The organism is Mycobacterium sp., from assembly GCF_019243155.1.
Lineage (GTDB): Bacteria > Actinomycetota > Actinomycetes > Mycobacteriales > Mycobacteriaceae > Mycobacterium.
The window spans coordinates 1-12,553 of record NZ_JAFAUS010000247.1; the positions used below are offsets into that span (position 1 = coordinate 1).

The 12,553-nt window shown below is 65.8% G+C and carries 13 protein-coding genes; 4 read left to right on the forward strand and 9 right to left on the reverse strand.

Translation table 11 applies throughout. The annotated features are described in order from the left end of the window. The 6 genes from JOZ00_RS12180 to JOZ00_RS12205 form a co-directional block, all read right to left on the reverse strand. Positions 1-644, reverse strand: a 644-nt coding sequence (locus JOZ00_RS12180) for an MCE family protein (protein ID WP_293344158.1), incomplete at its 3' end; no start/stop codon positions are given. Continuing rightward, positions 644-1,846, reverse strand: a complete 1,203-nt coding sequence (locus JOZ00_RS12185; RefSeq protein ID WP_293344160.1) for a virulence factor Mce family protein — start codon at positions 1,844-1,846, stop codon at positions 644-646. The genes JOZ00_RS12180 and JOZ00_RS12185, both read right to left, overlap by 1 nt. 19 nt (positions 1,847-1,865) lie before the next feature. Next, positions 1,866-2,708, reverse strand: coding sequence for an ABC transporter permease (locus JOZ00_RS12190; protein WP_293344163.1), 843 nt, complete (start codon positions 2,706-2,708; stop codon positions 1,866-1,868). Between the two features lie 19 nt (positions 2,709-2,727). Further along, positions 2,728-3,492, reverse strand: a complete 765-nt coding sequence (locus JOZ00_RS12195; protein WP_293344165.1) for an ABC transporter permease — start codon at positions 3,490-3,492, stop codon at positions 2,728-2,730. A gap of 239 nt (positions 3,493-3,731) precedes the next feature. Next, complete coding sequence (locus JOZ00_RS12200) at positions 3,732-4,643, reverse strand: 3-oxoacyl-ACP reductase (RefSeq protein ID WP_293344181.1); 912 nt, start codon at positions 4,641-4,643, stop codon at positions 3,732-3,734. Between the two features lie 32 nt (positions 4,644-4,675). Further along, positions 4,676-4,867 (reverse strand): ferredoxin, encoded by a 192-nt coding sequence (locus tag JOZ00_RS12205; protein WP_293344167.1) that lies wholly within the window; start codon positions 4,865-4,867, stop codon positions 4,676-4,678. Positions 4,868-5,069: 202 nt separating this feature from the next. Between JOZ00_RS12205 and JOZ00_RS12210 the strand changes: the two genes are divergently transcribed. The 4 genes from JOZ00_RS12210 to JOZ00_RS12225 all read left to right on the forward strand — a co-directional run bounded on the left by JOZ00_RS12210 (position 5,070) and on the right by JOZ00_RS12225 (position 9,722). After that, the gene (locus JOZ00_RS12210; RefSeq protein ID WP_293344169.1) at positions 5,070-6,251 is read left to right on the forward strand and encodes an acyl-CoA dehydrogenase; all 1,182 of its coding nucleotides are present in this window, start codon (positions 5,070-5,072) and stop codon (positions 6,249-6,251) included. A 21-nt stretch (positions 6,252-6,272) separates the two neighbouring features. Further along, positions 6,273-7,370 carry an acyl-CoA dehydrogenase family protein gene (locus tag JOZ00_RS12215; protein WP_293344171.1) on the forward strand — a complete coding sequence of 366 codons (1,098 nt, stop codon included), beginning with the start codon at positions 6,273-6,275 and terminating at the stop codon, positions 7,368-7,370. A 12-nt stretch (positions 7,371-7,382) separates the two neighbouring features. Then, entirely contained in the window at positions 7,383-8,888 is a 1,506-nt protein-coding gene (gene fadD17, locus JOZ00_RS12220; protein WP_293344183.1) for a long-chain-fatty-acid--CoA ligase FadD17, read from the forward strand. Positions 8,889-9,008: 120 nt separating this feature from the next. Continuing rightward, on the forward strand, positions 9,009-9,722 hold the full coding sequence (locus tag JOZ00_RS12225) for a hypothetical protein (RefSeq protein ID WP_293344173.1): 714 nt from the start codon (positions 9,009-9,011) through the stop codon (positions 9,720-9,722). Here the strand turns inward: JOZ00_RS12225 and JOZ00_RS12230 are convergent. The 3 genes from JOZ00_RS12230 to JOZ00_RS12240 all read right to left on the reverse strand — a co-directional run. Further along, a complete protein-coding gene (locus JOZ00_RS12230; RefSeq protein ID WP_293344175.1) occupies positions 9,708-11,258 on the reverse strand; it encodes an acetolactate synthase large subunit in 1,551 nt (516 codons plus the stop codon). The genes JOZ00_RS12225 and JOZ00_RS12230 overlap by 15 nt on opposite strands. Then, complete coding sequence (locus JOZ00_RS12235) at positions 11,255-12,082, reverse strand: amidohydrolase family protein (protein ID WP_293344177.1); 828 nt, start codon at positions 12,080-12,082, stop codon at positions 11,255-11,257. The genes JOZ00_RS12230 and JOZ00_RS12235 overlap by 4 nt, the downstream gene beginning before the upstream one ends. Before the next feature lie 78 nt (positions 12,083-12,160). Continuing rightward, a partial coding sequence (locus tag JOZ00_RS12240) for a fructosamine kinase family protein (RefSeq protein ID WP_293344179.1) occupies positions 12,161-12,553 on the reverse strand: 393 nt, incomplete at its 5' end.

A 12,553-nucleotide genomic window follows, 5' to 3' on the forward strand; every position in this document is an offset into this window, starting at 1 on the left:
TCGACGGTCTTGAGGACCGTGTTGAGGTTGTTGATCACGTCACCGATGAGCTGGTCGCGTTGCCCCAGCGCCGACGAGAACGCGCTGGTGTCGGCGAGCACATTCGACAACGCCCCACCCTGGCCCTGCAGCAACTCGATCACGGCGCTGCTCACGGTGTTGACCTTGTCCGCGTCCAGGCCCTTGAGCACCGGGCGCAGCCCACCGAGCAGCGCATCCAAATCCAGTGCGGGCTGGGTGTGTTGGGCGTTGATCGTCGCACCCGGCGGCAGCTTCCGCAGCTCCCCCGGTCCCGAGGTGATCTCCAGATACCGGTCGCCGACCAGGTTTTCGTAGCGGACCACCGCGCGCGTCGACGAGTACAGGGTGTAGCGCTTGTCGATGCCGAACTTCACGTCAATCGTGTTGTCCTGGTTGAGCTTAACACCTGACACCGCGCCGACCGGCACTCCGGCGATGCGGACCTTCTGACCCGCCTTCAGTCTCGACGCGTCGACAAACGTTGCATGATAAGTGCTTTCGGGACCGAACCTGAAGTCACCGAAGACCACCACCAGGCTCGCGGACACCAGCAGCATGGCCACTGTGAAGATGATGACCTTGATCATCATCGAACGGTGTGAGGGCATGCCCGAGCCGGCCATTAGAAGTCGTCCCGTTCGGCGAAGGCGCCGTGGAACAAGAACTGCAGGGTCGAGGGTGCGTCGAACTGCAGCTCGGTGAACGGCTCGTACGGGATGTTCGCATTGTCGGTGACCAGGAACGGTGCGCGATAGAAAGACCCACCCGTCTGCTTGGTCGGAATGTCGGGCAGTCCACGGCAGTTCGGGCCACCGGAGGCGTTCACCACCGGCAGGGATTCGGGGTAGGTGTAGGCCGGCGCACCCAACACGAAGCTCGACGACGTGAACAGGCCCGCTTTGCGGACGCCCAACAACGGCGCGAACTCCTTGATGCCTCGCTCGATGCCCGCGAACAGGCAGCCGAATTCCGGCGAGTAGTCGGCGGCCACCTTCAGTGGGGCGCGCAGCCGATTGATGGCGTCGATGAAGTCCTGTTCGGCAGGAGCAAGCGTGTCATAAGCGTTGTTGGCCAAGCCGATTGTGGCCAACAGTGTGTCGTTGAGGTTGTCCTGCTGGTCCACGACCGTTTTGCTGATCGTCGGCACGTTGTCGAAAACGGTGTTCAGGTCGGGGGCGGCATCGGCGTAGGTGTTTGCGACTACCGCGGTCTTGTGGAAATCCTCCTGCAGCTCGGAAAGCTTCGGGTTCGCTTGGCGCGTCAGCGTATTCAACCCTGACAGGATGCCGCCCAGGTCGTCACCGTGACCACGCAGGCCTTCCGACAGCGCGCTCAGTGTCCCGTTGAGTTCGACCGGGTCGACCTTGTGCAACAAGTCGATCAGCGACTGGAACAGGGTGTTGACCTCGAGTTGCACCGCCGAGGCCGCGACGTGGGTGTTGGGACGCAGCGACGTCGGCGAAGGCGTTTGCGGCGGAATGAATTCCACCGACTTGGCGCCGAAGATCGTGTTGCCGGCGATGTGCACCGTCGCGTTGGACGGGATGAAGTGCATGTCGTTGCTGTTGATGGCCAGTGTCAGGCGCGCCTGCTCGTCGGAGTAATCGATGTCGGAGACCTTGCCGATCTGGATGCCCCGGTATTTGACCTTGGCGCCCTTCTCCATCACCAGACCGGCCCTGGGCGCCGACACGGTGACGGTATCGGTGGACGCGAAAGCCGCTGTGTAGGAAAGGTAAGTAAGGACCGCGAAAGCCACCATGAGGCTGGCCAGCACCGCCGCTGCCAGCCGAACCGATGAGCGTTTAGATCCTGTTTGAGCCATGTTCCTTTAAGCGGTCCTGTCAGCCGGAGAGGTTGAAGTTACCGGATGCACCATAGACAGCCAGCGAGATGAACAACGTGATGACGACCACAACGATCAGCGAAGTTCGCACCGCCTGACCGACCGCGATGCCGACGCCGACCGGGCCGCCACTGGCGTTGTAGCCGTAATAGGTATGGACGAGCATCACCGCGATCGACATCACGATGGCCTGCAAAAACGACCACAGAAGATCGGACGGTATGAGGAAGGTATTGAAGTAGTGGTCGTAGAGGCCTTTGGATTGCCCGTTGATGTACACCGTGGTGAAGCGGGCCGCGAAGAACGCCGCGAGTACCGACAGTGAATACAGCGGAACGATCGCGATCAGGCCGGCGATCAGGCGAGTCGACACCAGGTAGGACACCGAGTGCACCGCCATGGACTCGACGGCGTCGATCTCCTCGGACACCCGCATAGCGCCCAACTGGGCGGTGGCGCCGGCACCGATGGTGGCGGCCAGCGCGATGCCGGCGATCACCGGCGCAACGACGCGAACGTTGAGGAACGCCGACAGGAAGCCGGTCAGCGCTTCGATGCCGATGTTGCCCAGCGACGAATACCCCTGGACGGCGATGACACCGCCGGAGGCCAAGGTCAGGAAGGCCGCAACACCGACCGTGCCGCCGATCATGACGAGCGCTCCCGCGCCCATCGTCATCTCGGCGATGAGACGGATCGTCTCTTTGCGATATCGGGTCAGCGCATTGGGGACATAACGCATTGTTTGGCCGTAAAACAAAGCCTGCTCGCCGAAATCGTCGACCGGCTCTTGAAACCGGGCCGCGAAATTGCGCAGCCGGTAAGTGAAGTCGTAGCTCATCGCGTATCAGCCCGTCTCATCACTTGGCCGAAATTCGGACGCCGATTGCGGTCATCACCACGTTGATCACGAACAAACAAATGAACGCGTAGACCACCGTTTCGTTGACCGCATTACCGACGCCTTTGGGGCCGCCCTTGACGGTCAGGCCGCGATAGCAGCCGACCAGTCCGGCCATCACACCGAACAGCAGCGCTTTGACTTCAGCGAGGATCAGCTCGCGCAGCCCGGTCAGCACGGTCAACCCGTTGATGAACGCGCCCGGGTTGACGCCCTGCAGGAAAACGGAGAACACGTAGCCGCCGGAGAGGCCGATCGCGCACACGAGGCCGTTGAGCAGCAGCGCGACCACAGTCGACGCCAGCACCCGAGGCACCACGAGCCGATGGATCGGGTCGATGCCGAGCACCCGCATCGCGTCTATCTCTTCGCGGATCGTCCGGGCGCCGAGGTCGGCGCAGATCGCGGTGGCTCCGGCGCCGGCCACCACCAGCACGGTCACCACCGGGCCCAGCTGGGTGATGGTGCCGAATGCGGTTCCGGCGCCGGACAAGTCGGCGGCGCCGATTTCGCGCAACAGGATATTGAGGGTGAAAGCGACCAGGACAGTGAAAGGAATCGACACCAGCAGCGTCGGCACCAGCGACACCCGCGCGATCATCCACGTCTGATCCAAAAACTCGCCGAATTGGAAAGGCCGCCGAAAAATCGCGCGGCCCGTGTCGATCATCATTTCGAAAAACCCGCCGACAGCGCGGGCGGGAACGGCAAGTTGTTCTTTCAAACTAAGTCCCCCCCTCGGCTCGACGCGGCGAAGTCAGTGTACGGACTTTGCGCCGGCTTAGGCCGCACGCGGCTCAGTACGAGCCGGCTCATATTAACCCAGAAGAAGTTCATCGTGTCAATGAACAACATCTCTTTATCGAAAACGTTAATTTACCTGGTCAGAAGTGGTTTAGCGCTCGTAATCTGACACACGTTCTACTAGCCGATTTGGCGCTCCAAAGTGGCCTCACAGTGTTATTACTCCATCAGGCCGGTCGCGGAAAAATTGTGCTCCGGGTCGCGGCCAGCAAAGTAATCCTGGAGCGTCGCGCTCAGTTGCGCGGGCTCCCACGCTTCCCCCTCGGCGCTGAATTGGCGCTCCACCGTCGGCGCGGAAACGAGCGTCACCCGCGGGCCGTAAACAATGAACACCTGGCCGTTGACTTCCGCCGCCGCGGGCGACGACAAAAACTTGACCAGACTCACCACATGGTCGGGCGACAGCGGGTCGACGCCGCCCGGTTCGACGTCTGGCGCCGCACCGAAGACGTCGGCCGTCATCGCGGTCCGGGCACGCGGACAAATCGCGTTCGCGCACACCCCATAGCGGCCCAGCGCCCGCGCAGCCGTCATGGTGAGCGAGATGATGCCCGCTTTCGCGGCGCCGTAGTTGGCCTGCCCCACCGGGCCGACCAGACCGGCCTCGGACGCCGTGTTGACCAGACGGCCGAAGACCGTCCCCCCCGAATCCTTGGCCTTCGAGCGCCAGTAGGTGGCCGCATTGCGGGTCAGCAGGAAATGGCCGCGCAGGTGTACCGCGATGACCAGGTCCCACTCCTCGTCGGACATGTTGAACAGCATCCGGTCACGGGTGATGCCCGCGTTGTTGACCACGATGTCCAGTCCGCCCAAGCCGTCCGCCTGAGCAACAAGTTCATCGGCCGTCGAGCGTTCGCTGATGTCGCCGGCCACCGCGACGGCCTTGGAACCGATGCTGTTGATCTCGTCGATCACGTCGGACGCGTCCAGCGCCGCGGCTATGTCGTTGACGACGACGGTGGCGCCGGCCCGGGCCAAGCCGAGGGCCTCGGCCCGGCCAAGCCCCGCGGCCGCGCCGGTCACCACCGCGACCTTTCCGGAGAGATCGGTCGCGTTCGTGCTGCTACTCAATTTATGAATACCTCTAGTTTCGGGCGGCTCAGTCAGTCGCCGCGCAACAGCGCCGCGCGCGGGCACTCGGCGATTGCCTGCTCGGCCAGTTGCTCCTGATCGGACGGGATCGGGTCGAGCTTCACGACGGCGTAATCCTCGTCGTCCAGGTCGAAGATGTCCGGCGCAATACCCAAGCACACGGCGTTACCTTCACACCGGTCACGGTCCACGATCACCCGCACAGCACCCTCCTTGAACCTGGACTCGATTTTGAGGACATGCCCCATCAGTATGTAGGTCCACCATAAGACCCTGATACGTCCGGGGAAACGGTCGCTGGATTCCCAGACTAGAACGTGTTACAACCGGGGAAGCGAATGGGTAGTGGTCGGCCGAGTAACGTCGGTTGGTCGAAGCGTGTCACGTCAACGAAGGACGGCTGAAATGCGTATCAGTTACACCCCTGAACAGGAGGAGCTGCGACGCGAGCTGCGGTCGTACTTCGCCGCGCTGATGACGCCGGAACGCCGCGAAGCGCTGAGCTCGACGCAGGGCGAGGTCGGGACCGGCAACGCGTATCGCGACACCGTCGCGCAGATGGGCAAGGACGGGTGGCTCACCCTGAACTGGCCCAAGGAGTACGGCGGCCAGGATCGCTCCCCGATGGACTCACTGATCTTCACCGACGAGGCCGCGATCGCCGGTGTGCCGGTGCCATTCCTGACGATCAACAGCGTGGCGCCGACCATCATGGCTTTCGGCACCGACGAGCAGAAGAAGTTCTTCCTGCCCAAGATCGCGGCCGGCGAGCTCCACTTCTCGATCGGCTACTCCGAGCCCGGGGCCGGCACCGACCTGGCGAACCTGCGAACCAGCGCGGTTCGCGACGGTGACGACTACGTCATCAACGGCCAGAAGATGTGGACCAGCCTGATCGCCTACGCGGACTGGGTGTGGCTGGCGGTGCGCACCAACCCGGAGGCCAAGAAGCACCGCGGCATCTCGATGATCGCCGTGCCGACGACCGCCGAGGGTTTCTCCTGGACGCCGGTGCACACCATGGCCGGTGTGGACACCAGCGCCACCTATTACTCCGACGTGCGCGTGCCGGTCACCAACCTGATCGGCGAGGAGAACGGCGGGTGGAAGCTCGTCACCAACCAGCTCAACCACGAGCGGGTCGCTCTGGTGTCGCCGCAACCGATCTTTTTGGCGCTGCGCGAGGTTCGCGAATGGGCGCAGAACACCAAGGACTTCACCGGCAATCGACTCATCGATTCCGAATGGGTGCAGATCAACCTGGCCCGGGTGCACGCCAAGGCCGAAGTTCTCAAGCTCATCAACTGGGAGCTGGCGTCGTCGGAAAGCGAGGCCCTCGGGCCCGCGGACGCGTCGGCGGCCAAGGTTTACGGCACCGAGCTGGCCACCGAGGCCTACCGGTTGCTGATGGAGGTGCTCGGCACCGCCGCGACGGTGCGTCAGGACTCGCCGGGTGCGCTGCTGCGCGGCCGGGTCGAGAGGATGCACCGCGCCTGCCTGATCCTGACCTTCGGCGGCGGCACCAACGAGGTGCAGCGCGACATCATCGGAATGGTCGCGCTCGGACTGCCCCGAGCCAACCGCTGACCCCGCAAAGGACGAACACCCATGGATTTCTCGACAACCGAAGCGGCGCAGGATCTCGGTGGTCTGGTCGACACCATCGTGGACTCGGTGTGCACGCCGCAACACCAGCGCGAGCTCGACGGGCTCGATCAACGGTTCGACCGTGAGCTCTGGGGCAAGCTGATCGACGCCGACATCCTGTCCAGCGCCTCGGCGACCTCGGTCGGGGGTGACGGTTTCGGCGCGCTCGAACAGGTCGCGATTCTGGTGGCCCTGGGCCACCAGCTGGCCGCCGTTCCGTATCTGGAGTCGGTGGTACTGGGCGCGGGCGCGCTGGCCCGGTTCGGTTCGGAAGAGCTGCAACGGAATTGGGGCAGCGCGGCGGTGAGCGGCGAGAAGATTCTCACCGTAGCTCTCGCCGGCGAGATGGGTGAGGGCCCGGTCCAGGCCACCCGCTCCGGCGACGGCTACCGCCTCACCGGTACGCGCACGCAGGTCAGCTTCGGCCCCGCCGCGGACGCCTTCCTGGTCCCTGCCGAAACGGACACCGGGACGGTGGTTTTCCTCGTTGCCGCCGACGATCCGGGCGTTGCGGTGACCGCGCTGAAGACCACCGGGCTGGGCAGCGTCGCGCATGTGGCGCTGGACGGAACGACGGTGGACGGCACCCGCATGGTGGGAGGTGCCGAGGTGGTGGTCTGGCTCGACACGCTGAACAATCTGGGCCGCAGCGCCTTTCAGTTGGGAGTTCTCGAGCGCGGGCTGCAGATGACCGCCCAATACGCCCGCGAGCGTGAGCAATTCGACCGCCCGATCGGCAGCTTCCAGGCGGTGGCACAGCGACTGGCCGACGGTTACATCGATGTCAAGGGATTGCGGTTGACGCTCACGCAGGCGGCGTGGCGGGTCTCCGAAGACGTTCCCGCCGACGTCGACGTTGCCAGCGCGGCGTTCTGGGCCGCTGACGCCGGACATCGCGTGGCCCACACCATCGTGCACGTGCACGGCGGCGTCGGCGTCGACACCGATCACCCGGTGCACCGATACTTCTTGGCAGCCAAGGAAACCGAGTTCGCGTTGGGCGGTGCCATCGGACAGCTGCGCCGGATCGGCCGCGAGCTGGCAGAGACCCCCGCCTGACCCGGCGCAGTGATCCCCGACGACCTGACGGTCACCAAGCTGCTGGTGCCGCTGACCGAGATCGACGACCGGGGTATCTACTTCGAGGACTCGTTCACCAGCTGGCGTGATCATCTGCGGCATGGCGCCGCTATCGCCGCGACGCTGCGGGAGCGCCTCGATCCCGACCGGCCGCCGCATGTCGGCGTGCTGCTGGAGAACACCCCCTTCTTCTCGGCGATGCTGGTGGCCGCGGGCATGTCGGGAATCGTGCCGGTGGGGCTCAACCCGGTGCGCCGGGGCGCGGCGCTGCAACGCGACATCGTCCGCGCCGACTGCCAACTGGTGCTGGCGGACGCGAAATCCGCTGAGACGCTGGACGATATCGAGCACCTGAACGTCGACTCCTCCGAGTGGGCCGACGAGGTCGCCGCGCATCGCGACACCGAGATGACTTTTCAGTCCGCGTCGCCGGCCGACCTGTTCATGCTGATCTTCACGTCGGGCACCAGCGGCGAGCCCAAGGCGGTGAAGTGCAGCCACGGCAAGGTGGCGATCGCCGGTGTGACGATGACGCAGCGATTCAATCTCGGCGCCGACGATGTCTGCTACGTGTCGATGCCACTGTTCCACTCCAACGCCGTGCTGGTCGGCTGGGCGGTATCCGCCGCGTGCCTGGGCTCAATGGCGTTGCGGCGCAAGTTCTCTGCGTCGGGGTTCCTACCGGACATCCGCCGTTACGGTGCGACCTACGCCAACTACGTGGGCAAGCCCCTCTCCTACGTGCTCGCCACGCCCGAACAGCCCGACGATGCGGACAACCCGCTGCGAGCCGTGTACGGCAATGAGGGCGTGCCCGGCGACATCGAGCGATTCGGCCTCCGATTCGGCTGTGTCGTCCAGGACGGGTTCGGCTCGACCGAAGGCGGCGTGGCGATCGCGCGTACGCCCGACACGCCGGCGGGCTCGTTGGGTCCGCTGCCCGATGGCATCGCGATCGTCGATCCCGACACCGGCAGGCCCTGCCCCGCGGGCGTGGTGGGCGAACTGGTGAACACAGCCGGGCCGGGTCGTTTCGAGGGCTACTACAACGACGAGGCCGCCGAAGCCGAGCGGATGGCCGGCGGCGTGTACCACAGTGGTGACCTGGCCTACCGCGACGACGCGGGCTACGCGTACTTCGCTGGACGGCTTGGCGATTGGATGCGGGTGGACGGGGAGAACCTGGGGGCCGCGCCGATCGAGCGGGTCCTGTTGCGGCATCCCGACATCAACGAGGTGGCCGTGTACCCGGTCCCGGACCCGGTCGTGGGTGACCAGGTCATGGCGGCGGTGGTGCTGCAAGCGGGCGCGGAGTTCGACGCCGAGAAGTTCCGCGGCTTCCTGGCCGAGCAGCCCGACCTGGGACCCAAGCAGTGGCCATCGCACGTCCGGATCAGTTCCGAACTTCCGCGGACGGTGACATTCAAGGTGCTCAAGCGCCAGTTATCCGCGCAGGGTGTCGACTGCGGCGACCCGGTGTGGCCGATTCCCCGGTAAGCAATCGCCACATCCGTCACCCTCGTCGCACTACGATTTAAGGCTGTTGACACTAAAGCAACATTGACATGCCGCGAGCGAAGGAGACGCGATGGCTGGGGCTGCTAGGCCGATCACCGCATGAGTTCCCGGCCTCTCGCGGCTGCGCTGGAAGCGAGCTTCGAACAACTCTGCGCCTCGGTACCGGCGGATGTCGGAGTGGCGATCGCGCGCCCGGACCGGACCTATTCACTGGGCCGGTGGTGGTCCGGTGTCGCCTGGTCGACGATCAAGGTTCCGCTGGCGATCGCGGCGTTGCGCAGCGATTGGTTGCGCGCCAAAGACCTGGCCGTGCCGGCCATCACGGAGTCCGACAACCGCGCGTCCGAGCAGTTGTGGTCCGGATTGGGCGATCCGGTGGACGCGGCACGGCGCGTGCAGGGCGTCATCGCGGAAGGCGGCGACACTGCCACCGTCGTCGAATCGCGTCGACTTCGCCGTGGCTACACCGCATTTGGCCAGACGGAGTGGACTCTGCAACGGCAAGCGCGATTCGCCGCGGAGCTACCGTCGATCCCCGATTCCGCCGACGTTATCGACCTGATGCGGAGCCTGTCCGCCGGACAGCGATGGGGTCTGGCCGCCAAAGGCTATGCGGCAAAAGGCGGTTGGGGTCCGGGAACACACGGGGAGTATCTGGTCCGGCAGTTCGGAATCGTTCCCACGCCCTCGGGGCAATGGGGCGTTGCGCTCGCGGGCGAAGTGTACGACGGCGTTTTCGAGACCGGCATCGACGTGCTCAACACCCTCGCCGAGTGGCTGCTCAGCCGGCTTCCGGTGCTAGCGCGTTATTGACGGCACGACGGCGTCGATGAGGTGCGGCCCGGGTTCGGCGAAGGCCGCGCGCAGGGCCTCGGCGAACTCCTCCGCGGTGGTGACGCGACGGGCGGGAACGCCCATTCCTTCGCTGATCTTGACGAAATCCATTGTCGGACGTGACAAGTCGAGCAGGTCCAGCGCCCGCGGGCCGGGTGCGGATCCGGCGCCGACACGCGCCAGCTCGATGCGCAGGATGTCGTAGGCACTGTTGTCGTAGACGACGGTGGTCACGTTGAGGTTCTCTCGCGCCTGAGTCCACAAACCCGAAATCGTGTACATGGCCGACCCGTCCGACTCGAGGCAGAGCACCGGGCGGTCGGGCGCGGCGACCGCGGCGCCCACCGCGGTCGGGATGCCGTAGCCGATTGCGCCACCGGTTAGCGTCAACCAGTCGTGCGCGGGCGCGCCGGCCGTGGCCTGGGGGAGCGACACGCCGGAGGTGTTGGACTCGTCGACGACGATCGCGGCGTCGGGCAGCAGCGCACCGATCACGCCGGCCGCCGAGGCGGACGTCAGTGCGCCAGTCGGCAGGTCCGGACGCGACGCGGCCGCCACCGGTGCCACCGCGTCGGGCGCCACCTCGGCCGCCACCGCGATCAGCGCCTCCGCGGCCCCGCTGTGACCCGCGAGCGCGTGCACCTCGCAGCCGGCCGGCACCAGGTCGCTGGGCATTCCCGGGTAGGCGAAGAACGACACCGGCGACTTGGCCCCTACCAGGATCAGATGCTTGGCGCCGTCCAGCTGAGCCGTGGCGGCCTCGGCGAAGTAGGCGAGCCGCTCGACCGCGGGAATGCCGGCACCCCGCTCCAGCCGCGTCGGGAAGGTCTCGCACAGCACCCGGGCACCCGTCGCCTGAGCGATCCGCACGGCCGCGGTCAGGCCCGCCTTGCGGGTGGCATCTCCCCCGACCATGATCACGGTCGGTTCCCCGGACTTGAGCACTTCGAGCACCTCGGGCGCCAGTAGCGGGTCGGCGCCGGCGGGCTGCGCTTGGACCGTCGCGACGGGCTGCGCGCCGTCGGACCAGGACACGTCGGCGGGCAGGATCAGCGTGGAAATCTGGGAGTGCGACCTGCTGGTCGCGATGCTCTCGGCGGCATCGGCCGCGACATCGGCGATTTCGGTCGTTCGGCGCACCCATCCCGAGACGGTTCCCGCGAGCGCATCGATGTCGGATTCCAGTGGGGCGTCGTACTTTTTGTGGTACGTGGCGTGGTCTCCGACGACGACAACCATCGGCACCCGTGCCCGCCGCGCGTTGTGCAGGTTGGCCAACCCGTTGCCCAGTCCGGGGCCCAGGTGCAGCAGCACCGCGGCCGGCCGGTCGGCGATACGGGCATAGCCGTCGGCGGCGCCGGTGGCCACGCCCTCGAAAAGTGCCAGCACGCCACGCATTCCGGGAACGGAATCCAGTGCGGCCACGAAATGCATCTCCGACGTTCCCGGGTTGGCGAAGCACACGTCGACACCACCGTCGACCAACGTGTTGATCAGGGCCTGGGCACCGTTCAATTGATTGCCTCCAGTTTGAATACGCGCTCGGCATTGCCGTGCAGGAAATTCCGGCGGGCCTCGTCGGTTAGCCCGAGTTCGTCCAGTCCGGCCAACGCATGGTCGTGCATGATCATCGGATAGTTGGTGCCGAACAACACTTTTCGTTGGCCGGTACCGGTTTTCATGAATCTGACGAGTTCGTCCGGCAGTCGACGGATCGTGTAGGCGGACGTATCGATGTAGACGTTTTCGTGCTTGCGGGCCACGGCGACCATCTCCTCGGTCCACGGATAGCCGACGTGGCCGCACACGATCACCAATTCGGGAAAGTCGAGCGCCACCTGGTCGATGTAGGGAATCGGGCGGCCGGTCTCCGATGGGCGCAGCGGGCCGGTATGCCCGACCTGTGTGCAGAACGGCACACCGGATTCCACACACTCGGCGAACAGCGGGTAGTAACGGCGATCGGTGGGCGGTGCGTTCCACAACCAGGGCACCACGCGCAGGCCGACGAATGCACCGTCGCCCACCCGCCGTCGCAACTCCCGGACCGCTTCCATCGGGCGGTCGAGGTCGACGGTCGCCAGGCCGGCAAACCGGCTGGGGTGCAACCGGATCCACTGCGCGACTTCGTCGTTGGAGACGAGGTCCTGACCGCCCGGGCCGCGCCACGCGCTGAGCAGACCGAACTCGACACCGGCGGCATCCATCGCCGCCAGCGTCATTTCAATCGGCACGTCGGCGTCGGGGATGGACCCACCGGTCCAGCGGCGCAGCGAGGCCAGGAAGTCGCTGCGCAGGAACCGCTGCGTCGGATGCTGCATCCACACGTCGATCGTCATCGCAGTTCGACACTAGCCCGCCGACGATGCGCCGCGAAGCGGTGGGAGGAGGCGGGCAATCCAACCGCAGCCCGTTGATCAGGCAGCCAGCGCGGCGCGGGCGGCGGCAGCGGTCTGCCGCGCATACCCGCCACCGAACAACGCGACATGCGCCAGCAGCGGAAAGAGCTGGTGCAGCCCGATCCGATTGCGCCAGCCCGGTTTCAGCGGCCGCACCCGCTGATAGCCGTCCAGGACGGCGTCCAGGTGCGGACAGCCGAACAGGTCCAGCATGGCCAGGTCGGTCTCCCGGTGACCGGCGTGCGCCGCCGGATCGATCAGCACCACCCCGTCAGGGGTCCACATCACGTTGCCGCTCCACAGATCGCCGTGCAGCCGGGCGGGCGGATCGTCGTCGTCGAAGTCGCCCGCACGACAGCGTGCCGCGACCGAGTCGACCGCGGACCGGGTCGACGCATCCAGCCCCGCCGC